At 40.2% G+C, this 22,467-nt stretch carries 23 protein-coding genes, 2 rRNA genes and 2 pseudogenes; 26 read left to right on the top strand and 1 reads right to left on the bottom strand.

Features of this window, described 5'->3' with window-relative positions; translation table 11 throughout:
• The 12 genes from F0342_RS23485 to rsmI form a co-directional block, all read left to right on the top strand.
• A 23S ribosomal RNA gene (locus F0342_RS23485) occupies positions 1–283 on the top strand; the annotation flags it as partial.
• 102 nt (positions 284–385) lie between these two features.
• Positions 386–502: ribosomal RNA gene (gene rrf / locus F0342_RS23490) — 5S ribosomal RNA — on the top strand.
• Between the two features lie 582 nt (positions 503–1,084).
• Positions 1,085–1,285 carry a sigma factor G inhibitor Gin gene (locus F0342_RS23495; protein ID WP_262481870.1) on the top strand — a complete coding sequence of 67 codons (201 nt, stop codon included), beginning with the start codon at positions 1,085–1,087 and terminating at the stop codon, positions 1,283–1,285.
• A 130-nt stretch (positions 1,286–1,415) separates the two neighbouring features.
• Positions 1,416–2,831 carry an aminotransferase class I/II-fold pyridoxal phosphate-dependent enzyme gene (locus F0342_RS23500; RefSeq protein WP_149158166.1) on the top strand — a complete coding sequence of 472 codons (1,416 nt, stop codon included), beginning with the start codon at positions 1,416–1,418 and terminating at the stop codon, positions 2,829–2,831.
• Between the two features lie 18 nt (positions 2,832–2,849).
• Positions 2,850–3,482 (top strand): dTMP kinase, encoded by a 633-nt coding sequence (gene tmk, locus F0342_RS23505; RefSeq protein ID WP_149158167.1) that lies wholly within the window; start codon positions 2,850–2,852, stop codon positions 3,480–3,482.
• A gap of 144 nt (positions 3,483–3,626) precedes the next feature.
• Positions 3,627–3,956, top strand: a complete 330-nt coding sequence (locus tag F0342_RS23510) for a cyclic-di-AMP receptor (protein WP_044340646.1) — start codon at positions 3,627–3,629, stop codon at positions 3,954–3,956.
• A gap of 15 nt (positions 3,957–3,971) precedes the next feature.
• Positions 3,972–4,412, top strand: a complete 441-nt coding sequence (locus F0342_RS23515; protein WP_149158168.1) for a YaaR family protein — start codon at positions 3,972–3,974, stop codon at positions 4,410–4,412.
• Between the two features lie 17 nt (positions 4,413–4,429).
• On the top strand, positions 4,430–5,413 hold the full coding sequence (holB, locus tag F0342_RS23520) for a DNA polymerase III subunit delta' (protein WP_149158169.1): 984 nt from the start codon (positions 4,430–4,432) through the stop codon (positions 5,411–5,413).
• A 7-nt stretch (positions 5,414–5,420) separates the two neighbouring features.
• The gene (locus F0342_RS23525; protein ID WP_149158170.1) at positions 5,421–6,248 is read left to right on the top strand and encodes a PSP1 domain-containing protein; all 828 of its coding nucleotides are present in this window, start codon (positions 5,421–5,423) and stop codon (positions 6,246–6,248) included.
• 14 nt (positions 6,249–6,262) lie between these two features.
• Positions 6,263–6,637, top strand: a complete 375-nt coding sequence (gene yabA / locus F0342_RS23530) for a DNA replication initiation control protein YabA (RefSeq protein ID WP_149158171.1) — start codon at positions 6,263–6,265, stop codon at positions 6,635–6,637.
• 144 nt (positions 6,638–6,781) lie between these two features.
• Positions 6,782–7,537 carry a tRNA1(Val) (adenine(37)-N6)-methyltransferase gene (locus F0342_RS23535; RefSeq protein ID WP_149158172.1) on the top strand — a complete coding sequence of 252 codons (756 nt, stop codon included), beginning with the start codon at positions 6,782–6,784 and terminating at the stop codon, positions 7,535–7,537.
• A gap of 24 nt (positions 7,538–7,561) precedes the next feature.
• Positions 7,562–8,434 (top strand): 16S rRNA (cytidine(1402)-2'-O)-methyltransferase, encoded by an 873-nt coding sequence (rsmI, locus tag F0342_RS23540; RefSeq protein ID WP_149158173.1) that lies wholly within the window; start codon positions 7,562–7,564, stop codon positions 8,432–8,434.
• A gap of 79 nt (positions 8,435–8,513) precedes the next feature.
• On the opposite strand, the gene F0342_RS23545 is transcribed toward rsmI, so the two are convergent.
• Complete coding sequence (locus F0342_RS23545) at positions 8,514–8,795, bottom strand: transition state genes transcriptional regulator AbrB (protein WP_044340639.1); 282 nt, start codon at positions 8,793–8,795, stop codon at positions 8,514–8,516.
• A gap of 488 nt (positions 8,796–9,283) precedes the next feature.
• Here F0342_RS23545 and metG point away from each other — a divergent pair, with 488 nt between their 5' ends.
• From metG to glmU, 14 genes and pseudogenes are all read left to right on the top strand, one after another.
• Positions 9,284–11,242: a methionine--tRNA ligase gene (metG, locus tag F0342_RS23550; RefSeq protein WP_149158174.1), complete on the top strand. Its 1,959-nt coding sequence runs from the start codon at positions 9,284–9,286 to the stop codon at positions 11,240–11,242.
• Positions 11,243–11,567: 325 nt separating this feature from the next.
• On the top strand, positions 11,568–12,335 hold the full coding sequence (locus F0342_RS23555) for a TatD family hydrolase (protein ID WP_113971030.1): 768 nt from the start codon (positions 11,568–11,570) through the stop codon (positions 12,333–12,335).
• A 265-nt stretch (positions 12,336–12,600) separates the two neighbouring features.
• Positions 12,601–13,392, top strand: a pseudogene (locus tag F0342_RS25785) (ubiquitin-like domain-containing protein); the annotation flags it as partial.
• 150 nt (positions 13,393–13,542) lie between these two features.
• Positions 13,543–13,818: pseudogene (locus tag F0342_RS25790) on the top strand (3D domain-containing protein); the annotation flags it as partial.
• Between the two features lie 119 nt (positions 13,819–13,937).
• On the top strand, positions 13,938–14,498 hold the full coding sequence (gene rnmV, locus F0342_RS23565) for a ribonuclease M5 (RefSeq protein WP_149158176.1): 561 nt from the start codon (positions 13,938–13,940) through the stop codon (positions 14,496–14,498).
• Positions 14,491–15,369, top strand: coding sequence for a 16S rRNA (adenine(1518)-N(6)/adenine(1519)-N(6))-dimethyltransferase RsmA (gene rsmA, locus F0342_RS23570; RefSeq protein ID WP_149158177.1), 879 nt, complete (start codon positions 14,491–14,493; stop codon positions 15,367–15,369). The genes rnmV and rsmA overlap by 8 nt, the downstream gene beginning before the upstream one ends.
• A 243-nt stretch (positions 15,370–15,612) precedes the next feature.
• Entirely contained in the window at positions 15,613–16,491 is an 879-nt protein-coding gene (gene yabG, locus F0342_RS23575; protein ID WP_149158178.1) for a sporulation peptidase YabG, read from the top strand.
• A 693-nt stretch (positions 16,492–17,184) separates the two neighbouring features.
• The gene (gene veg, locus F0342_RS23580; RefSeq protein WP_032085220.1) at positions 17,185–17,454 is read left to right on the top strand and encodes a biofilm formation stimulator Veg; all 270 of its coding nucleotides are present in this window, start codon (positions 17,185–17,187) and stop codon (positions 17,452–17,454) included.
• Between the two features lie 125 nt (positions 17,455–17,579).
• Positions 17,580–17,762 (top strand): alpha/beta-type small acid-soluble spore protein, encoded by a 183-nt coding sequence (locus F0342_RS23585; protein ID WP_149158179.1) that lies wholly within the window; start codon positions 17,580–17,582, stop codon positions 17,760–17,762.
• A 230-nt stretch (positions 17,763–17,992) separates the two neighbouring features.
• A complete protein-coding gene (ispE, locus tag F0342_RS23590) occupies positions 17,993–18,847 on the top strand; it encodes a 4-(cytidine 5'-diphospho)-2-C-methyl-D-erythritol kinase (protein ID WP_149158180.1) in 855 nt (284 codons plus the stop codon).
• 71 nt (positions 18,848–18,918) lie between these two features.
• Positions 18,919–19,755, top strand: coding sequence for a pur operon repressor (purR, locus tag F0342_RS23595; RefSeq protein ID WP_149158181.1), 837 nt, complete (start codon positions 18,919–18,921; stop codon positions 19,753–19,755).
• A 15-nt stretch (positions 19,756–19,770) separates the two neighbouring features.
• Positions 19,771–20,145, top strand: coding sequence for a RidA family protein (locus F0342_RS23600; protein WP_149158182.1), 375 nt, complete (start codon positions 19,771–19,773; stop codon positions 20,143–20,145).
• A gap of 170 nt (positions 20,146–20,315) precedes the next feature.
• Positions 20,316–20,609 carry a septation regulator SpoVG gene (spoVG, locus tag F0342_RS23605; RefSeq protein ID WP_032085215.1) on the top strand — a complete coding sequence of 98 codons (294 nt, stop codon included), beginning with the start codon at positions 20,316–20,318 and terminating at the stop codon, positions 20,607–20,609.
• A 474-nt stretch (positions 20,610–21,083) separates the two neighbouring features.
• On the top strand, positions 21,084–22,457 hold the full coding sequence (glmU, locus tag F0342_RS23610) for a bifunctional UDP-N-acetylglucosamine diphosphorylase/glucosamine-1-phosphate N-acetyltransferase GlmU (protein WP_149158183.1): 1,374 nt from the start codon (positions 21,084–21,086) through the stop codon (positions 22,455–22,457).
• The last annotated feature ends 10 nt before the right edge of the window (positions 22,458–22,467 follow it).

The following is a 22,467-nucleotide window of genomic DNA, read 5'->3' on the forward strand; positions in this document are numbered from 1 at the left end:
CGTCGTGGGCGCAGGAAATTTGAGAGGAGCTGTCCTTAGTACGAGAGGACCGGGATGGACGCACCGCTGGTGTACCAGTTGTCTTGCCAAAGGCATCGCTGGGTAGCTATGTGCGGAAGGGATAAGTGCTGAAAGCATCTAAGCATGAAGCCCCCCTCGAGATGAGATTTCCCATCACGTATGTGAGTAAGATCCCTAGAAGATGACTAGGTAGATAGGTCAGAGATGGAAGCATGGCGACATGTGGAGTTGACTGATACTAATCGATCGAGGACTTAACCACAAAGAGTCATTTTTTAAATGAACGATAATTGGTCGGTATTCGGCTTTCTTGACATCAATTCTTTATCTAGTTTTGAAGGAACAACCTTCAATTTAATATTCGTCTGGTGACAATGGCGAAGAGGTCACACCCGTTCCCATGCCGAACACGGAAGTTAAGCTCTTCAGCGCCGATGGTAGTTGGGGGATCTCCCCCTGTGAGAGTAGGACGTCGCCAGGCAAATAGAAAAAGAGCAGCTCATTGAGTTACTCTTTTTTGTTTTTTTATCAGAAAAAATGAAGATCCGTTTTTGTATGCAATCCTGACAGAGTCTAATGTGATAATATCGCAAAAGACGCATAAAATAAAGAATGATGCAATAATCACCTATCAAGACAAATCAATACCTAAACAAACGGTACCTAGCCCCGATAAAACAGGCAAACGTCCAAGTTTGGTCACATTTTTACACAAAATCAACCTATTGTACGATTTTTGAAGCTTCATAGCTATCTATCTGCACATACCACATCCATTACCCAACCACATATAATGATTAACTTTCCATATCCCCAAAATGATTATTACTCATCTATAGCCCAACAATATCTACTCTTCCTTTAAATGAACTTAGACCCACTTCCCCCTAAATCTTAACCATTATCTTTTTTCCATAATCTTTTTTATAGAGACATACACAGACAGGGCGATTGTAACATAAGATAAATTACACTTGATTATTCTGTCAGTTTAAAAGTTTGAAATAATGTATACAATTGTTGGTTTTGAGGCAGAATAGGTTGTATGGAGGTGGAGAGCCCTATGTTAAATCCGGAGCGTAAGGCGGCTTTAGAAGAGTGTATCGTTTGTCACGTTGAAAAGAAGGTTGGAATCCATCTATACACATCGTTTATCTGCACAGAATGTGAGAAAGAAATGGTTCAGACAGAAACAAATGATCCTTTGTATAAAACATTCGTTCAACGATTAAAAAAAGTGAATACTCCTCAAATCTATTCATAACCAGGAAGTACAATTGGTTATGATTTTTTTTGATATTAGTAGGTAAAAAGTTTTCCTTGTTCCCTGGAGCATCGGACAGCTTGGTTATGATACGATATAAGTGGATATTTATTTTGAGGAGATTTAGAGTATGAAACGAGATCAGAGGAGAACCCCTCTTATTGAGGCGATAGAGAATCATCGATCGGCCAAGCCTATCTCTTTTCATGTGCCGGGTCATAAAAACGGGTTATTGATGGATGATCAATCTTTTTATCAATCCGATGTTACAGAATTAAGCGGATTGGATGACTTACATGATCCCCATGAGGCGATTCGTGAAGCGGAGGACTTGCTGACGGATGTATATGAGTCGATGAAGAGTTATTTTTTAGTGAACGGAAGTACAGTAGGGAACATTGCTGCCATTCTTGCTGCATGCTCACCGGGAGATCCCATTTTCGTTCAAAGGAATTGTCATAAGTCTGTATTAAATGGAATCAAGCTTGCTATGGCTGTTCCTATATTAATAGAAACAGAGTGGAACAACGAGGGGACGGCCCTTGGTATGCGTCTCGATGCTATAAAGGAAGCATTGAAGGTATTTCCCCAGGTGAAGGCGTGTGTCCTGACTTATCCGACTTATTATGGGTTCACGTACAATATCGAACAAATTATAGAAGAATTACATACACATGATGTAACGTGTATCGTCGATGAGGCACATGGTGCTCATTTTACATTGGGCAGCCCTTTTCCGGAGTCTGCAATTGAATGGGGAGCGGATATTGTCGTCCATTCGGCTCACAAGATGCTCCCGGCCATGACGATGGGGTCGTATTTACACATCACAAGCTCCAGAGTGAGTGAGCGTAAGGTGAAAGAGTATTTAACTATGCTACAATCAAGTAGTCCATCGTATCCGATTATGGCATCCCTTGACTATGCCAGATCCTATATCGGGACTTTTACACAAGAAGAAAAGGATCAAAACCTGAAAGAGATCAATAAGTTTGTACAAGCATTAGAGGGGGTTCATCCTCAACTCATTGTAAAGCGGACGGATGATCCACTAAAGCTTGTCATTAAGCTTGCGGGAAGGTCAGGGTATACTCTTCAACAGTTATTGGAGTCAGAGGGAATTTATCCGGAGCTTGCTGACCCTGATTATGTACTACTGATTCTCCCATTATTGAAAAAAGATCATTCTTTTCCTTATAATGAAGCGATCAGCCGAATATGTAAGGCTTTAGGGAATGAACCGATAATAGAAAATATAAAGAATCATGAAACAAATCGATCAAATAACCAAGAGTTTTTTACTACTTTGGCATTAAGTTTTGAGGAGATGGAAGAGAAAGCGGAAGCACTCATTTCCATTGATGAAGCAGAAGGAGAAATTTCAGCGGGAATGGTCACACCTTATCCTCCGGGAATTCCTCTTTTGATTCCAGGAGAACGAATTACCTCTCACGCCATTGAGCGTTTAACAGAGTATGTAAAGAATAAGGCAAATATTCAAGGTCATCACCGTTTAGATGAAAATCGTGTGTTTGTGTACCGATAAGCAAGTGGAGGGAAAGACATGTCAAAAGGATTGTTTATTACAGTTGAAGGTCCTGAGGGAGCCGGAAAATCGACGATACTAACGAAAATTTTTAACCGATTATTACAGGAAGGCTTCGATGTCATTCAGACGAGGGAGCCTGGAGGCATTTCGATTGCTGAACAGATTAGAGAAGTGATATTAAATACAAAGAACACGGAAATGGATAAACGGACGGAAGCCCTCTTATATGCTGCAGCGAGACGACAGCATTTGGTGGAAAAAGTAATTCCCGCACTTGCAGAAGGGAAGATTGTAATTTGTGATCGTTTTATTGACAGTTCCCTTGCTTATCAAGGGAATGCCCGTGGAATCGGTATGGAAGAGGTCATGAATATCAATCAATTTGCGATTGAGGATAAGATGCCGGATCTAACGCTATATTTTGATATCGACCCCGAAGAAGGGTTAAAGAGAATTGCGAAACATAATGGAAGAGAAGTGAACAGGTTAGATCTGGAATCGGTTGATTTCCATACCCGCGTCAGGGAAGGGTATCAGAAGTTAATGAAACAATATCCTGATCGTATTCAAGTCATCGATGCCAGCCGGAGCAAAGAAGCTGTATTTGCTGACGCATATGGTGTCGTGAAGGATTACTTAAACAAGTAAGTTTAGTGAAAATAAAAAGGCGGACTTCTAAGCAAAAATTGGTGCTAAGAAGTCCGTCTCTTTTTTAGATGAAACATGTATGTAGATCCTGTTCAATGATATAATAGAAGGAAGTAAATGGCTTTAAAACGGAGGAATTGATTAATGAAGGTAATTATGGCAGTTGTACAGGATAAAGATAGTAATCGTTTGTCTAATGCCCTGATGGAACATAATTTTCGTTCAACAAAATTAGCGAGTACAGGCGGGTTTTTGAAGTCCGGGAATACCACGTTCATTATTGGTACAGAAGATATTCGTGTAGATAAAGCCTTACAGGTTATTAAAGAAAACTGTCAGTCACGGGATCAGATGGTGGCTCCTGTTTCGCCCATGGGTGGGAATGCCGATTCATATGTGCCTTACCCTGTTGAAGTAGCCGTTGGCGGAGCGACCGTATTCGTTCTTCCTGTAGAGCAATTCCATCAGTTTTAAAGTGAGGTTTAACCTATGAAAATTAACCAGGAGCATCGGGTTTCCTTAGATAAAGTAACGAAAGACCAGAAATCTATTGGAACAGGTCAAGTTAAATTCGGGCAGCTTGTTCATAAGCACGATCAGAAAATGCAGATGGAACAGCTCAGTAAACTGCTCGTTACAATAGAGGATGCCGGTAGTCGTTTAGCCAAATCAAGATCATTTAAAGATCTTGCAAAATATAAAACATTGGTCAAAAAATTTGTGCGTGAGGCCGTAGATTTCGGGATGGATTTGAAGCAATCCCATACGTGGAATCAGTATGGTGAAGGCAGAAAGCTCAATATAGTAGAAACCATCGATCGACAGCTTGTTGAACTGGCGGAAGATGTATTGGATAAAGAAAAGAAGTCCATTGATATATTAGGAAAAATTGGAGAAATAAAAGGATTGCTTATTAATCTTTATATGTAAGAGAGTGATGTTAAGACATGTTGTTTGAAGAGATACAACCATTTCAGCCCGTCGTCCTTGAGATGCTTCAGAATAGTATTGTGAAGGATCGTGTCGCTCATGCTTATTTATTCGAGGGTGAAAAAGGGACACGAAAGAAAGAAATGAGCATCCTGTTTGCAAAAGCATTGCTATGTGTAAACCGTGTAGATGGAAAGGCATGTGAAAGCTGCTCCAACTGCAAAAGGATCAATCATGGAAATCACCCGGACCTGCATTTGGTAGAGCCGGATGGTCTTTCGATCAAGAAGGATCAGATTAAAAGTTTGCAAGAAGAATTTTCGAAAACAGGTGTAGAATCCAAGAAGAAGATTTACATTATCGTTCATGGAGATAAGATGACAGCGAATGCGGCTAATAGCCTGCTTAAGTTTCTTGAAGAACCGTCAGCTGATACAACAGCGATTCTGATCACAGAAAATATTCATCGCATATTGCCTACTATTCTTTCACGGTGCCAGACGATTTCCTTTAAGCCGTTACCGAAAGAACAGCTGACAAAACAGTTATTGGATGAGGGGATCCCACCCCATTTTGCAACGCTGGCAGCCAATTTGACGAACCATTATGAGGAAGCTGTAGAAATATGTCAAAATGAGTGGTTTGCACAAGCAAGAATAATAGTGTTAAAATTATATGAAGTCCTCCAGAAAAGTCCCTTCCAAGCAATGGTCAAAATACAAGAGGATTTTGTACAGCACTTCAAAGAAAAAGATCAAGTCGATCGAGCATTAGATCTTTTACTTCTAATATATAAAGACTTACTTCATATCCAGTTAGGAAAAGAAGAACAGCTCGTGTACCCGGACCAAAAGGAAAACTGGAAATCAAACGCACTTCAAGTATCTACCAATCGTCTTTCTACTAATATGACGGCGATACTTGAAGCAAAACGCAAGTTAAACGCCAATATGAATTCGCAGCTGCTAGTAGAACAGCTTATGCTAAAACTGCAGGGGTGATGGTCCTTTGTACGATGTTGTAGGTGTACGCTTTAAAAAAGCGGGTAAAATCTATTATTTCGATCCGGGTGAATTGGATATTCAGAAAGATTGTTATGTAATCGTTGAAACCGTTCGCGGAGTCGAATTTGGAAAAGTAGTCGTAGAGAGAAAGCAAGTCGGAGAAAATGATGTAGTGCTTCCATTGAAAAAAGTGATTCGTATCGCTGATCAAAAAGATCGGTTAATCGTAGATGAGAACAAATCATCTGCGACGGAAGCCTACAATGTATGTTGTGATAAAATTAATCAGCATCAATTAGATATGAAACTGGTAGATGTAGAGTATACATTTGATCGTAACAAAGTCATATTCTATTTTACGGCTGATGGACGAGTTGATTTCCGAGAGCTAGTAAAAGATCTAGCTTCCATTTTCCGTACGCGCATAGAACTTCGTCAGATTGGCGTTCGAGACGAAGCAAAAATGCTGGGTGGTATTGGTCCTTGTGGCCGCATGCTATGTTGTTCTACCTTTTTAGGTGATTTTGAGCCTGTATCCATCAAGATGGCGAAGGATCAAAATCTATCCCTTAATCCAACGAAAATTTCAGGTTTATGCGGACGTTTAATGTGCTGTCTGAAATACGAGAACGACGAGTATGAAACAGCGAAAGCGGAATTACCTGATATTGGAGAAGTGATTAAGACACCTCATGGAAAAGGTAAAGTGGTAGGTCTTAATATTCTGGAACGTATTCTTCAAGTGGAAATTAAAGAAGAAGAGCGGGTTCTGGAATTTACATTAGATGAAATCATGAACGTGGGTGCCGTATCATTCCAAGCCACAGAGTAACGGGGTGTAGTGTCGTGGATAAAAAAGAGTTCTTTGATTCAGTCAGTAATATGGAACAACAAATTGGTCATTTATATCATCAATTAGGTGAGCTCAAACAATGTCTAGCTGAAATGTTAGAAGAGAATAATTCTCTAAAGCTTGAAAATGAGCATTTGCGCCGCAGACTGGAACAAACAGAGAACTCACCAAAAAAGGTAAAAACAAACAGCGATGCGGGTACAACGGGTGAGTCAGACTTAGAAGATAAAACACTGGATATAGGAGAAGGGTATGACAACCTTGCTCGATTATACCAGGAAGGATTTCATATTTGTAATATACATTTTGGAAGTCCACGGAAGGATGAAGATTGTTTATTCTGCCTCTCTTTCTTAAACAAGAAATAAGGAAAGAATAAATATCCCTGTTATCCTACACTCTATAGAATAGAATACAGATTAAAAAGGGCTGATCCATACATAATGGGATTGGTCCTTTTTAGTGATTAATATCGAAACAATATATAATAGAAGGAAAAGTGGAGGAAAGGCATGGTCGAGTTAAAAGAAGATGAACGTTTAGATTATTTATTGGCTGAGAATATGAGGATCATTCAAAGTCCATCTGTTTTCTCCTTTTCAACAGATGCTGTACTATTGGCCCATTTCAGCTATTTACCGATTCACAAAGGGAAAGTGGTTGATCTATGTTCAGGTAACGGCATCATTCCCTTATTACTAAGTGCGAGAACCAACGTTGAAATTACGGGGGTGGAGATTCAAGAAAGATTATTTGATATGGCACAGAGAAGTGTCCAGTATAATGGTCTTCAAAATCAAATATCAATGAAGCTTGGGGATGTAAAAGAAATCGATCAGCTCCTTCATCATTCACACTATGATGTCGTAACCTGTAATCCTCCATACTTTAATACTCCACCCGGGGATAAAAGAAACGTAAACGAGCACTATGCAATCGCCCGTCATGAAGTCCTTTGTTCCCTTGAGGATACCATCAAAGCTTCAGGCTATCTCCTGAAGCAAGGAGGAAAGGCTTCCTTCGTCCATCGTCCAGGTCGATTGCTGGATATCCTCTCATTGATGAGGAAGCATCGTCTCGAGCCGAAACGATTGCGCTTTGTATATCCGAAGCCAGGAAGAGAAGCCAACACCATCTTAATAGAAGGAATAAAAGATGGGAAACCTGACCTAAAAATTCTTCCACCCCTTTATGTGTACGATGAACAGAACAAATATTCAAAGGAAGTATATGATATGCTGTTTGGAAAGAATGAAGATAAGGACTAAAGAAATGAGGAGGTGAGCTATTCAATGAACCAGCAGAAAAGCTTTCACGATAGTGAAATAGGAAGCTTGTATCTTGTCCCTACACCGATCGGGAATTTAGAGGATATGACGTTTCGCGCAATCCGCATGATGAAGGAAGCGGCAGTGATTGCTGCCGAAGATACAAGAAATACAAAAAAATTATGTAATTACTTTGAAATTGATACGCCGATCATCAGTTATCATGAGCACAATAAAGAAACGAGTGGACAGAAGCTGATTGAACGTATGGAAAGAGGCGAGCTCGTGGCCCTTGTTAGTGATGCAGGAATGCCTTCCATTTCGGATCCGGGTTACGAACTGGTGAAAGAAGCAATCAATCACGAAATTGCTGTCATTCCACTACCGGGAGCTAATGCAGCTCTTACTGCTTTGATCGCTTCAGGATTGGCTCCGCAGCCATTTTATTTCTATGGATTTTTACATAGAGGGAAGAAAGACAAAAGAGCGGAACTGGATACACTAAAAACGCTGGAAGATACATTTATCCTGTATGAATCTCCACACAGACTAAAAGAAACATTAAAAGAGCTATATGGAGCTCTGGGAAATAGACAAATCGTTGTTTGTCGTGAGCTCACAAAGAAGTTCGAGGAATTCATCCGTGGGTCCCTGGAAGAAATAATGGAGTGGGCAAACGATGGGGAAGTACGAGGCGAATTCTGCTTATTAATTGAAGGAGCGGGTCCGCTGGAAAAAGAAGAGGAAGACGTCTGGTGGAGCAACTACTCCCTTTTGGACCATGTGCAGCATTACATGAACGAAAAAAACATGACCTCCAAAGAAGCCATCAAACAAGTCTCAAAAGAACGCTCCCTTCCAAAGCGGGAAGTTTATCAAGCTTATCATGTTGAATAGAAAGTGCAGAGATGCAAAATCAATAAATAAAAAAAGGCCTGAGTCTAGTCACTCAGGCCTTTGATATATTAACAACAAATTATTTTGTTTGTAGTGAATCCTGGATTTCTTTTAGTAATTGATCTGCACCTTCACGGCTAAGAACCAATTTTCCGTTAGCAAGCTTGATGTTATCATCAGAAACTTCTCCAGTGATTTGGCAAGTCATGCTTGGCTTATATTTCTTCAAGATGATTCTTTCGTCATCTACATAGATTTCTAAAGCATCCTTCTCAGCGATACCTAATGTACGACGTAATTCGATTGGGATAACGACACGACCTAATTCATCAACTTTTCTTACAATACCTGTAGACTTCATTTGAAAATCTCCTCCAAATAAATATTATTTATATCTCTCTAGTTCGTCAATATTCGACAAATTTCTTTTGTTGTTTCTATCATACCAACGATTAGGAATATCGTCAATAATTATATCTGTAAATTTTTAAGAAAAAATGGATGAGAAAGTGTTGTTTTAATAAGCTTTACGCTTTATTGTAAAAAAATGTATTACCAATTAAATATTATTGTAATGAAAGTAATAAGTGAAAGTAATGTCGAATTATCTTTATGAAATGCATTTATTCGACAAAATTAGACAAAATTCTTCACTTGTTTCGACAATTTTAAGATCCAACATTGTTTAGTTGCAGAAACCCTTTATTTTAGGTATATTTTGATGAGATAAGAGGTTAAGATGATAGGTAAGGCGCAGATAATGGATGCACGTAACATTTATGCCACTATAAACCATACGGAGGCCCATATGGCTTTATGGGGGTAGATAAAAAAGAGGAGGAACAGAAAGTGGAAGAAAAGTTGAACACCTTCTATATTACAACACCGATTTATTATCCAAGTGGAAATTTACATATTGGACATGCTTACACCACGGTTGCTGGTGATGCAATGGCCCGTTATAAGAGAATGCGTGGATTTGATGTCATGTACCTGACTGGAACGGACGAACATGGACAGAAAATTCAACGGAAAGCTCAGGAAGAAGGAATTACTCCTCAAGCATATGTAGACGAAATTGTTAGTGGAATTAAAGATTTATGGGGAAAACTGGACATTTCATATGATGACTTTATCCGTACGACAGAGAAGCGTCATAAGGATATCGTGGAAAAGATTTTCCATCAGCTTGTCGAACAAGGTGATATTTACTTGGACCAGTATGAAGGCTGGTATTGTACACCATGTGAATCCTTCTTTACTGAGCGTCAATTAGAAAACGGAAACTGTCCTGATTGCGGCAGACCCGTTGAAAAAGTGAAGGAAGAATCGTACTTCTTCAAAATGAGCAAATACGCTGACCGCCTTCTTGCTTACTATGAAGAAAACCCTGAATTCATTCAGCCTGAGTCCCGAAAGAATGAAATGGTGAATAACTTCATCAAGCCTGGTTTAGAAGACTTGGCTGTTTCAAGAACAACCTTTGACTGGGGAGTGAAAGTACCGGGAGATCCCAAGCATGTCATTTACGTGTGGATCGATGCTCTTTCCAACTATATTACAGCTCTGGGCTACGGCAGTGAAAAAGATACAAATTACTTAAAGTACTGGCCCGCGGATGTTCACTTGGTCGGGAAAGAAATTGTTCGTTTCCATACGATTTATTGGCCAATCATGTTAATGGCTTTAGATCTTCCGCTTCCTAAGAAGGTTTTTGCTCATGGATGGCTTCTGATGAAAGACGGGAAAATGTCAAAATCAAAAGGGAATGTAGTCGATCCTGTTACCCTTATTGATCGTTACGGCCTTGATTCTCTTCGATACTATCTATTAAGAGAAGTGCCATTCGGTTCTGATGGAGTCTTTACGCCGGAAGGCTTTGTTGAGCGCATCAACTTCGACTTAGCGAATGACCTAGGAAACCTGTTAAATCGTACAGTGGCCATGATCAATAAGTATTTTGATGGAGTCATTCCAACCTATGTTGATTCTAACGGAGAATTTGATCAAGCCCTCCTGGATATGAACAAAGAAACAGTGAATAAATATGAAGAAGCAATGGAAAACATGGAGTTTTCTGTAGCCTTGTCCAGTCTTTGGCAGTTAATCAGCCGCACGAATAAATATATTGATGAAACTCAGCCTTGGGCCCTTGCAAAAGACGAAAGCAAAAAAGAAGAGCTGGGCAGTGTGATGAGTCATTTGGCTGAATCATTACGAAGAGTCGCTGTTCTTTTACAACCGTTCTTAACAAGGACTCCTAAGAAGATTTTTGAACAATTGAACCTTCATGATGAAAAAATGCACACATGGGAAAGCTTGGAGAGTTTCGGAGCAATTCCGGCAGGAACGGAAGTGGTGAAAAAAGGAGAACCGATTTTCCCGCGACTTGAACTTCAGGAAGAGGTAAACTTCATCAAAGAGAAAATGCAAGAGTCTGCTCCTGCTGTTGAAGAAAAGCAAGAGCCTGCTAAAGAAGAATCAGAGGAAATCGGAATCGATGATTTCATGAAAGTTGAGCTTCGCGTAGCGGAGGTCATTGGAGCTGAGCCGGTTAAAAAAGCAGATAAACTTCTAAAGCTGCAATTGGATCTAGGCTTTGAAAAACGACAAGTGGTATCAGGAATTGCTAAATTCTATCAGCCGGACGAACTGGTTGGGAAAAAAGTGATCTGTGTGACAAACTTGAAACCGGTAAAACTTCGTGGAGAACTTTCACAAGGAATGATTCTGGCTGGTGAAGATAATGGAACGCTATCTCTTGCTTCTATCGACCAGTCTTTACCAAATGGAACAAAAGTGAAATAAGTAAGGTTTTTGCTTTTGTCGATAAAGGGATGTTCCACGTGGAACATCCCTTTATTATATTAAAATAATGAATATATATTATAAACTTTATGATGTTAGGGGTTTCTTAAACTCATTATTATATTTAGAAAACAGTAATATAGAAAGAAACAGATTGTTTTGGTTCTGTGACTAAAGTAGATAGAATGAAGAGTAACTGCGAATGAAACAGAAGTAATAAAAAATACCCACAGGAACCATAATATGTAATATTAATGTTACATGAATGTGATGCTTGTCATGCTTTTTTATATTAAACTTATCTTTATTACAAGGAGTGTCTTAGATGCTATTTGATACACATGTTCATTTGAATGCTGAACAATTTGACGAAGATCTGGAGGAGGTAATTTCAAGAGCAAGAGAAGCTGGAGTTGAGAAGATGGTGGTCGTCGGCTTTGATCGTCCAACGATTAACCGGGCTATGGAGCTCATTGAGCAATATGAATTTTTATATGCCAGCATCGGTTGGCACCCAGTGGATGCAATTGATATGAAGGATGAAGATTTAGCTTGGATAGAAGAGCTCTCAAACCACCCTAAAGTAGTTGCCATAGGGGAAATGGGACTCGATTATCACTGGGATAAATCACCGAAAGATGTTCAAAAAGAAGTGTTTCGAAAACAAATTCATTTAGCTAAAAAGGTAAAACTCCCAATTATTATACACAACCGTGATGCTACACAAGATATAGTGGATATCCTCAGGGAAGAAGGAGCAGAGGAAGTTGGAGGGATCATGCATTGCTTTAGCGGAAGTCCTGAAATTGCTCAAGAATGTGTGGATATGAATTTCTACATTTCTCTGGGAGGACCCGTAACTTTTAAAAATGCGAAAAAGCCAAAGGAAGTAGCAAAAGAAATTCCATTGGAAAAGCTTCTGATCGAAACAGACTGTCCTTATTTAGCACCTCACCCGAACAGAGGGAAGCGAAATGAACCTGCATACGTGAAGCTGGTAGCAGAACAGATTGCGGAGCTTAAGGAAGTATCTTTAGAGGAAGTGGAGAACATAACAACCGAAAATGCAAAAAAGTTATTCAACATAAACTGACATCAGATATTGTCGGAAATTGAGAGAGCTTGTCCAAATAGTTAATAAAAACAAAAAGTTCTACATAGGATTCTTGTTTCATACGATAATCATGTCGATAACTCTCTCTTTTCTTTTTCTCTTCTTTTATGCATAATATGTTTTATGTTCCCTGGGTTTCAATATTTTGCTAGATTAAGTTAAAAGAAGTAAGGGTTGACAGTCACTGGATTACTCTATATAATCACTCCGAGAAAAGGAGGCGTTTTTCATGAAGTTTAAAACCATGAAAAGCCTGTTTTCCAAGTCTTTGAGTCGAAGGAAATGGATTGTTACAATCGGAACATTAGTAACATCTGCAGTTGTATTTGGAATTCTTTTTTATGAAGGATCTAAAAACACTGTGGCATTGACCTTGGACGGCGAGCAAAAAGAGATTAGGACGCATGCGAATACAATTCAAGATATATTAAAAGAATTAGAGATTTCAACCCGCTCACAAGACTATTTGTACCCTTCGGGGAATACGAAGGTCTCAAATAACATGAACATTGTTTGGGAACCGGCAAAACAGGTAGAAGTAGTAGTAGGGGATCAGACGAAAAAGGTCTGGACGACTGCTGATACTGTAAAAGAGTTACTCTCTGAAAATGAAATTAAAGTAGGAGAACATGATAAGGTGAAACCCGGCTTGTCAGAAAAAGTAACAGGGGACATGAACGTGAAGATTGATACCGCATTTTCACTTAAGCTTGTGAACGGCGGAAAAGAGCAAAAGGTATGGTCTACTTCGACTACGGTCGCTGACTTTTTAAAGCAGCAAGGAATTACACTAAAGAAATCAGACCGTGTTGAACCAAGTTTAGACAAAGTTGTTAAAGCAAATGATGTCGTAAATGTCGTTCGAGTTGAAAAAGTCACCGATGTAGTGGAAGAGACAAAGGATTTCACCGTTATTTCCAAGAAGGATTCCGATCTCTCAAAAGGGAATGAGAAGGTCGTTCAAGAAGGTAAAAACGGCTTGGTTGAAAAGAAATTTGAAGTTGTGAAAGAAAACGGCAAAGAGGTTTCCAGAAAATTAGTTAGTGAAAAAGTAGTGAAAGAAAGCCAGGATAAAATCATTAATGTCGGAACAAAGGTTTTAGTGGCTCAAGTTTCACGTGGTAGTTCATCATCTAATTCATCTGCAACAGCCTCAGCTGCTCCAAGTGGAGGAAGAGAGTTTTATGTGAGCTCTACAGCTTACACTGCATCATGTAATGGGTGCTCAGGCTATACAGCTACAGGAATCAACCTGAAATCAAATCCGAATGTTAAAGTGATTGCAGTAGACCCTTCTGTCATTCCTTTAGGAACAAAGGTATATGTAGAAGGCTATGGCTATGCAGTAGCTGCAGATACGGGTGGAGCAATCAAAGGGAACAAAATTGATGTATTCTTCCCGTCTAAATCAGATGCCTATCGTTGGGGTAGAAAAACAATAAAAGTAAAAATATTAAACTAAGAGCAGGGGTGTTCTCCTGCTTTTTTTTATTTATCGGTGAAAACCGTTATAATAGCTTTAGGTCTTCAATGATTAGACGAAAATGAAAGCAGAAAAGTTTCAATTCTTTTGGAGGAATTATGAAAATTAAAGAAATCATCGTAGTGGAAGGCAAGGATGATACGGTAGCCATTCAACGTGCTGTCAATGCAGATACGATTGAAACGAATGGTTCTGCTGTGTCTTCGTCTACTTTAGAAAAAATAAAACACGCACAAGAAAAAAGAGGCGTAATCATCTTTACCGACCCGGACTACCCGGGTGAACGTATCCGGAAGATTGTGAGTGAAGCGGTACCGGGTTGTAAGCACGCCTTTGTACATAAGAAGGATGCGCTGCCAAAGTCAGGTAGAGGGATAGGTGTAGAGCATGCTTCGCCAGATATCATAAGAGAGTCTTTAAGAGAGGCTCATGTGCTGGATGTTGAGCAGGAAGAAGTCATTTCGAAAGAAGATCTAATTGATGCTGGATTAATTGGCAGTTCCCAAGCGAAAGATCGAAGGATTGCTCTTGGTGAGAAGCTTAGAATCGGATACACTAATGGAAAACAGCTGCACAAACGATTAAGGATGTTCAATATTCAAAAAGAAGAGTTTAAAAAAGCTTTAATGGAAATTATTCAGGAGGAAGAAAATGCATAAAGATATTGCCACCCCGTTACGCACAAAAGAGATATTAAGCAAGTATGGCTTCTCGTTTAAAAAGAGCCTGGGTCAAAACTTTTTGATCGACCCCAATATCCTCAGGAACATAACAGAATACGCAGGTTTATCTGAGAAAACCGCAGCCATTGAGATCGGTCCCGGAATTGGTGCATTAACAGAACATCTGGCGCGTACATCAGGAAAGGTCGTCGCATTTGAAATCGATCAGAGACTGATTCCTATTCTTGACGATACATTATCCCCTTACAAAAACGTTAAAATAATCAATGAAGATATATTAGAGGCGGATGTAGAAGCCATTATTAATAAAGAATTTGAAGAGTTCGAAGACATTATGGTAGTGGCCAATCTCCCTTATTACGTCACTACACCTATCATTCTTAAGCTGTTGATGGAGCGTCTTCCAATCCGAGGTATCTGTGTCATGCTTCAAAAAGAAGTAGGGGACCGTATTTCAGCTCAACCCGGAACAAAAGCGTACGGATCTCTTTCGATTGCCATACAGTACTATACAGAGGCCGAGATGGTCATGACTGTCCCGAAAACGGTCTTTATGCCGCAGCCGAATGTGGACTCAGCCGTCATCCGTTTAACGAAGCGTGAGAAGCCTCCTGTCGAGGTGATCAGTGAAGATTTCTTCTTTACCGTTACACGCTCGTCTTTTGCTCAAAGAAGAAAGACCATCCTGAACAATTTAAGCAGTCAGCTGCCTCAAGGAAAGGAAAAGAAAGACATGATCCTTGGGGCTTTATCTGCAGCCGGAATTGAACCCACACGCCGTGGAGAGACACTGTCGATACAGGAATTCGGCCGGTTGAGTGATAAGTTATACCCGGACTTTAATTAATTCTAGGATAAATGGCTAAACGTGAAAGTGCGTTTAGCCATTTTTTTGTTACCGTGTATTGAGCAGGGGACCCCCACTTTATTGACACCGAATATTAGAGGGTTGCATAGGTTATCACAGGGAATATTTACTTAATTAAGGATAAGGAACGTGTTGAGAAGGATATGACAAAAGTTGATCCTCCTCGGCTTATTTATTTCCTTTTTTGATTTAACGAATGTTTAGCCCACGGGAGTGACTGATGTGAATATCGAGATCAATGATGTCGTAGGTCGCCTTTCCTATAAATGTGATATTTTATTCAGGGTGATAGATATACGCATGATAGAGGGCCAAAAAACGGCAGTACTGTATGGTGAAGATTTTCGATTAATAGCGGATGCTCCTTTTCATGATTTGAAGAAGATGGACCCTAGAGAGCAGGAACGTATTACGCAGGAGTTTCGTTCAAAGGAGGAACAATCTCTTGACCTATTTCGTCAGGATATAGAGCTTCTGAAGTATAAGCAGGAATATAAGGTAACAAATGCTTATCGAGACGATTATAACTATTTCCAGGTTCCAGGGAAAGTGCTTCATCTTGATGGAGATCCCAGCTATTTAAGAAAGTGTCTAGATCTTTATGAAAAAATTGGTGTCCCGGTAAAAGGAGTTCACTGTAGTGAGACAGAGATGCCTGAACAGATTGGGGCGCTTATCGATAAATATAGACCGAATATTATTGTTTTGACCGGTCACGATGCCTATTCCAAGGCGAAAGGGACCAAAGCTGATATTAACGCTTATCGACATTCTAAATATTTTGTTCAGGCCGTGCGGGAAGCACGCAGCAAATCTCCACATCTGGATCAGTTAGTGATTTTTGCTGGTGCTTGTCAATCCCACTTTGAATCATTGATCCACGCTGGAGCCAATTTTGCCAGCTCCCCGTCCAGAGTCAATATTCATGCATTGGACCCCGTGTATATCGTTGCAAAGATTTGTTTTACGGGGTTTAAGGATTCGGTAAATGTGTGGGACGTCATCCGCAATACGTTAACAGGGGACAAAGGGCTTGGCGGAATCGAGACGAAGGGTGTACTTCGTACAGGGATGCCATATAAAATTATAGACGAAGATTAGGGAATGTTCGACAAAAATCAAATAGACCTTACAATTTACTGCGTGAATTGTAAGGTCTATTTGGTGTTTAGATGTATAGATTAGTAAGGTGGGTTTTTTAGCGAGTTTTATGCTTGTCGCCTCTGGGCAAAGCCCCTCCGCTTTTCTATGTGTCCAGCTCCAGGGGCTTGAGGCTCGAGGTCATAAGCCAAGTAATCCAAAAAGCAAAGAACGCCTTTCCGGGTTACTCGTCTTATGCTTGTCGCCCCAGGGCGAGCCCCTTCCGCTTTTCTACTTATCCAGCTCCGGCGGCTAGTCCCTCGAGGTCATAAGTCAAGTTCATCAAAAAGGCAAAAAACGCCTTTCCGATGAACTCGTCATATGCTTGTCGGGCCTGACCAAGCCGCCTACGCTTTTAGTGTTGTCCAGCTCCGGGGCTTAGAGGCTCGAGGTCATAAGCCAAGCATGCCAAAAAGGCAAAAAGCGCCTTTCCGTCATGCTCGTCATATGCTTGTCGCCTCTGGGCAAAACCCCTCCGCTTTTATTGTTTACATAATTTTTCAAGGGTTGGGGAATGTTAGGTGTGTAGAAAAAACGTACTTTTTGTTGAATAAAATATATTGACAGGTGTTCCTTATTCTTGTTAAAATAATAAATTTATTTGACTGAAATTACATAATGTGTTATATTTGATTATAGTGAGGTGGAAGCGAAATGCCAAAAACATTAGCCGACATTAAAAGATCCCTTGATTCTAATCTTGGGAAACGTTTAATGCTTAAAGCAAACGGTGGACGTCGAAAAACAATTGAGCGTTCAGGTGTTCTAGCCGAAACGTATCCTTCTGTATTCGTGGTTCAACTGGATCAAGAAGAGAATGCGTTCGAACGGGTTTCTTACAGCTATGCAGATGTTCTCACTGAGACAGTTCAATTAACATTTTATGATGAAGCAACAGGAAATATCATCTTTAGCCAGCAGTAGACAATAGTTTGCTGCTTTTTTATTTGTCCAGTTTTCAGGAAGTCCATAGATTAAGATTCTCCTTTGTTATGTTTTGTCCTTTTGTACACATACTAAACGTGTGGTACATCTAAAGGAGGTAGACGATGAGTAGAAGAAGAGGAATCATGTCTGATCAATTAAAAGAAGAAATCGCTCAGGAATTGGGGTTCTATGATGTTGTTCAGAAAGATGGTTGGGGTGGAATCACGTCACGGGATGCAGGTAACATGGTGAAGCGCGCAGTTGAGCGCGCAAGTCAGCAATTATCTGAAAATCGTCCTCACTAACTCTCTTCACGCATACAGGATTACATCTTTTAGTATCATATAAAGAGGGTCGCCTTAAAAGTGTAGTGCTTTTCAGGTGGCCCTTGTTTTAATAAAGTCAAGACAATCTTTCCTATCAGTACTTTACGTGATAAAATAACATACTTGTATGAGTATGTTTAGAAGTTAACACTCTCAATAATAAGTGTATGATACAATATAACAAAGAGTATTGGTAAGAAGGTGATGATATGAGGTTATTAGTAAAGGCGCCGGCAAAAATTAACCTATCACTTGATGTTTTACATAAACGTTCAGATGGTTACCATGAAGTTGAGATGGTTATGACTACAATTGATTTAGCGGATAGAATTGAGCTTACGAATCTTTCTGATGATACGATTAAGATTCTCTCGCATAATCGATTTGTGCCGGATGATGGAAGAAATCTTGCCTATCAGGCTGCACAGCTTTTAAAGACGAGGTTGAATATCAAAAAAGGGGTAGCAATCTCCATTGATAAAGTGATACCTGTAGCAGCAGGATTAGCAGGGGGGAGCAGTGACGCAGCAGCAACCTTAAAAGGGTTAAATCGGTTATGGGATTTAGGCCTCAGTATGGATGAACTGGCAGAGCTTGGTTCCGAAATTGGTTCAGATGTATCTTTCTGTGTTTACGGGGGTACAGCTTTAGCATCAGGGAGAGGCGAGAAAATCAAACACCTTCCAGCCCCGCCTAATTGTTGGGTCATATTAGCAAAACCAACAATAGGGGTTTCGACAGCAGATGTTTATAAAAATTTGGATTTGAAAAACATTACACATCCGAATACAAACGCCATGGTTTCGGCTTTAGAACATGGTAATTATCATGATATATGCTCCAATCTTGGGAATGTACTTGAATCGGTCACATTGAATATGCACCCTGAAGTGGCTCAAATCAAGGACCAAATGGAGCGTTTTGGTGCCGATGCTGTTCTAATGAGCGGAAGCGGACCAACGGTATATGGATTAGTGCAATATGAATCAAGACTTCATCGAATCTATAATGGTTTAAGAGGTTTTTGTGATCAAGTGTTCGCTGTGCGCATGCTGGGAGATTAAGAACTCTTGCCGAAATCCGTATATTAATGATATATTTACATTATAATATTCGGATTTAGGAGGTTTCTTTGGTGAAGTTTAAGCGTAGTGAACGATTAATTGATATGACGCATTATTTATTGGAACGCCCCCACCAACTTGTCCCTTTAACTTTTTTCTCTGAACGGTATGGTTCTGCAAAGTCTTCCATCAGTGAGGACTTGACAATAGTAAAGGAAACATTTGAAGGACGGGGCGTGGGGACTGTTCAAACAGTTCCCGGGGCAGCCGGTGGAGTGAAATATGTACCAAAGGTAAACAGTCAGGAAGCGAAAGAAATGATAGATGAGCTTTGTGTTCATCTGGAAAGCTCAGATCGTTTACTGCCAGGCGGATACCTTTACATGACTGACCTGCTGGGTAACCCTCAGCTTATGAAGAGTGTCGGGAAATTACTGGCGTCTGCTTTTGCTGAGAAAGATATCGATGTCATCATGACAGTAGCGACAAAAGGGATACCGATTGCAAATGCTATTGCCTCATACTTAAATGTTCCAGTGGTCATCGTTAGACGGGATAGCCGTGTAACAGAGGGATCGACTGTGAGCATTAATTATGTCTCCGGCTCATCGAAGAGAATCCAATCCATGGTTCTTTCCAAGAGAAGTTTGAAGGAAGGGTCTAAGGTATTGGTTGTCGATGACTTCATGAAGGCAGGAGGAACCATCAACGGCATGAAGAACTTACTGGAAGAGTTCTCGGCTACTTTATCCGGAATAGGTGTTTTAGTTGAATCCAATAGTCTCGATGGTCGACTAGTGGATGATTATGTTTCATTGTTAAAATTGTCTGATGTAAATGAAAAAGATAAACAGATTTCATTGACGGAAGGAAATTATTTTCAATCAAATTTAACATTTCTACCATAAGGGGAGGCATTTAATATGCGTGTAGTTTCTACTAAGCAAGCACCAGCAGCAATTGGTCCATACTCTCAGGGGATTGTCGTAAATAATTTATTTTACAGTTCAGGTCAAATCCCTCTAACGGCAGAAGGTACTATGGTGGAAGGGGATGTAGCGGAACAGACGCATCAGGTGTTCCGTAATCTTCAAGCCGTACTATCGGAAGCTGGAGCATCTTTAGAAACAGTGGTAAAAGCTACTGTATTCATTAAGGAAATGAATGACTTTGGTACGATTAATGAAGTGTATGGGGAATATTTTAATAACCACAAGCCGGCTCGTTCTTGTGTAGAGGTAGCCCGCTTACCTAAAGATGTCTTAGTTGAGATCGAAGTAATCGCACTCGTGAAGTAAAATTCACGGGTGTTTTTTTGTGTCAAAAAAGAAGTGTAGTTCAAATGAAATAGATGACAGATATAAAAAATAAAACTTTTCAAAAAATTTTACAATTTAAGAAGGAATATCTAAATAATTCGTTGAATACATAGAGTAGATTTCATCTAGGGAAAAAGGTGGTGAACAGAATGGAAGTAACAGACGTAAGATTACGCCGAGTAAACACCGATGGTCGCATGAGAGCTATCGCATCTATTACGCTGGATAATGAATTTGTTGTTCATGACATTCGCGTTATTGATGGGAACAATGGCTTATTTGTAGCGATGCCAAGCAAGCGAACTCCAGATGGGGAATTTCGTGATATTGCTCACCCAATTAATTCAGGTACTCGCGGCAAGATCCAAGATGCCGTCTTAGCTGAGTATCACCGTCTAGGTGAGCTGGAAGAAGTTGAGTTAGAAGAAGCCGGGGCTTCCTAATTAGATCTATAGCATCAAGAGCCTACTTTTGTAAGGCTCTTTTTTTTTGTCTTCAGAGCCCTTCATCAAAAAGTGGTAGTTCTTACATTGTTTGTATACCCCGATGTTTAGAGGGATGAAACCTATAATTTATATATTTTTGCATTCTAAGGTAAAGAAAATTTGGCAGAGATGTTTGACTTAGGCTAAGTGCGCCTTTTGTGCGGATTTGCCTTATGCTTGTCGCCTCTAAACAAGCCGCCTCCGCTTTTCTACATGTCCAGCTCTGGCGGCTAGAGGCTCGAGGTCATAAGTCAAATCCACAAAAAAGGCAAAGTGCGCCTTTTGTGCGGATTCGCCTTATGCTTGTCGCCTCTAAACAAGCCGCCTCCGCTTTTCTAATGACAAATATATGTACTTTTATATGAATCCTTGAAATGATAACGTTTTTAGGATATATTCGTTATGGATAAAAAGGTTATTGGAGGACCAAAAATGACAAATCGATATGCCGTTATATTAGCTGCCGGGCAAGGTACGAGAATGAAGTCGAAGCTTTACAAAGTTCTTCATCCTGTGTGTGGCAAGCCGATGGTGGAACATGTGGTCGACCAAATTTCAACTCTTCATATAGAAAAGACTGTCACAATCATCGGTCACGGTGCTGAGCTTGTGAAGTCGCATTTAGAAGGCAAGAGTGATTTTGCCCTTCAGGCTGAGCAATTAGGTACCGCACATGCTGTTATGCAGTCTGAAGATGTATTAGGTGATTTAGAAGGTACTACTTTAGTTGTATGTGGTGATACACCGCTCATTAAAGGAGAAACGATGGAAGCCTTAGTGAGGCATCATGAAGGACAGGGTGCGAAAGCGACTATCTTGACTGGTCACACTGAATCTCCTGATGGATACGGACGCATCATCCGTAACCAAGAAGGCTTGGTGGAACGCATTGTTGAACATAAGGATGCAACTGATGAAGAGCTAAGCGTGAAAGAAATCAATACCGGAACATATTGTTTCGATAATAAAGCGTTATTCGATGCCCTGAAAAAGGTTTCGAATGATAACGTACAAGGCGAGTATTATTTACCGGATGTGATTGAGATTCTTCAGTCTGAAGGTGAAATCGTAAGTGCGTACCAAACAAGTGACTTTGCTGAGACATTGGGTGTGAACGACCGTGTTGCACTTTCTCAAGCGGAGATCACGATGAAAAAGCGCATCAATGAATACCATATGCGCAATGGTGTAACGATAAAGGATCCAAACAATACGTATATTGATGCTGATGTAACGATTGGCAGAGATACGGTTATCCTTCCAGGTACGGTTCTTAAAGGCGACACTTCGATTGGTGAAGATGCTATGATCGGACCAAATTCTGAGGTGAAGGATTGTGAAATCGGTGACCGAACAGTGGTGAAGCAATCTGTTGCTCATGACAGCTCGATCGGTTCGGATGTTCATATCGGGCCATTTGCTCACATTCGTCCGGCTTCTACTATTGAAGATGAAGTGAAGATTGGTAACTTCGTTGAAATTAAGAAGGCTTCGTTCGGTAAAGCAAGTAAAGCATCCCACTTAAGCTACATTGGAGATGCAGAGGTTGGAAGTGACGTCAACATTGGATGTGGATCGATCACGGTGAACTATGATGGAAAGAATAAGCACCTGACAAAGATTGAAGATGGTGTATTTGTAGGCTGTAATTCAAATCTGGTCGCACCTGTTAAAGTTGGAAAGGGTGCATACATTGCTGCTGGTTCTACGATTACTGAGGATGTTCCAGGAGAGTCTCTTTCGATTGCAAGAGCTCGCCAGGTAAATAAAGAAAACTACGTTCAAAATCTAAATCATAAGAAATAATTGGAGGTCC

The sequence above is a fragment of the Bacillus sp. CH30_1T genome, assembly GCF_008364765.1.
Classification (GTDB): Bacteria; Bacillota; Bacilli; order Bacillales; family Bacillaceae_B; genus Rossellomorea.

Excerpts from the sequence above, each read along its gene's own strand:
- spoVG (WP_032085215.1), top strand. The coding sequence starts at position 20,316 with ATGGAAGTAACAGACGTAAGATTACGCCGAGTAAACACCGATGGTCGC.
- glmU (WP_149158183.1), top strand. The coding sequence starts at position 21,084 with ATGACAAATCGATATGCCGTTATATTAGCTGCCGGGCAAGGTACGAGA.
- F0342_RS23545 (WP_044340639.1), bottom strand. The coding sequence starts at position 8,795 with ATGAAGTCTACAGGTATTGTAAGAAAAGTTGATGAATTAGGTCGTGTC.
- veg (WP_032085220.1), top strand. The coding sequence starts at position 17,185 with ATGCCAAAAACATTAGCCGACATTAAAAGATCCCTTGATTCTAATCTT.
- F0342_RS23555 (WP_113971030.1), top strand. The coding sequence starts at position 11,568 with ATGCTATTTGATACACATGTTCATTTGAATGCTGAACAATTTGACGAA.
- F0342_RS23600 (WP_149158182.1), top strand. The coding sequence starts at position 19,771 with ATGCGTGTAGTTTCTACTAAGCAAGCACCAGCAGCAATTGGTCCATAC.
- holB (WP_149158169.1), top strand. The coding sequence starts at position 4,430 with ATGTTGTTTGAAGAGATACAACCATTTCAGCCCGTCGTCCTTGAGATG.
- F0342_RS23515 (WP_149158168.1), top strand. The coding sequence starts at position 3,972 with ATGAAAATTAACCAGGAGCATCGGGTTTCCTTAGATAAAGTAACGAAA.
- ispE (WP_149158180.1), top strand. The coding sequence starts at position 17,993 with ATGAGGTTATTAGTAAAGGCGCCGGCAAAAATTAACCTATCACTTGAT.
- F0342_RS23495 (WP_262481870.1), top strand. The coding sequence starts at position 1,085 with ATGTTAAATCCGGAGCGTAAGGCGGCTTTAGAAGAGTGTATCGTTTGT.
- tmk (WP_149158167.1), top strand. The coding sequence starts at position 2,850 with ATGTCAAAAGGATTGTTTATTACAGTTGAAGGTCCTGAGGGAGCCGGA.
- F0342_RS23510 (WP_044340646.1), top strand. The coding sequence starts at position 3,627 with ATGAAGGTAATTATGGCAGTTGTACAGGATAAAGATAGTAATCGTTTG.
- rsmI (WP_149158173.1), top strand. The coding sequence starts at position 7,562 with ATGAACCAGCAGAAAAGCTTTCACGATAGTGAAATAGGAAGCTTGTAT.
- F0342_RS23500 (WP_149158166.1), top strand. The coding sequence starts at position 1,416 with ATGAAACGAGATCAGAGGAGAACCCCTCTTATTGAGGCGATAGAGAAT.
- rnmV (WP_149158176.1), top strand. The coding sequence starts at position 13,938 with ATGAAAATTAAAGAAATCATCGTAGTGGAAGGCAAGGATGATACGGTA.
- F0342_RS23535 (WP_149158172.1), top strand. The coding sequence starts at position 6,782 with ATGGTCGAGTTAAAAGAAGATGAACGTTTAGATTATTTATTGGCTGAG.
- F0342_RS23585 (WP_149158179.1), top strand. The coding sequence starts at position 17,580 with ATGAGTAGAAGAAGAGGAATCATGTCTGATCAATTAAAAGAAGAAATC.
- rsmA (WP_149158177.1), top strand. The coding sequence starts at position 14,491 with ATGCATAAAGATATTGCCACCCCGTTACGCACAAAAGAGATATTAAGC.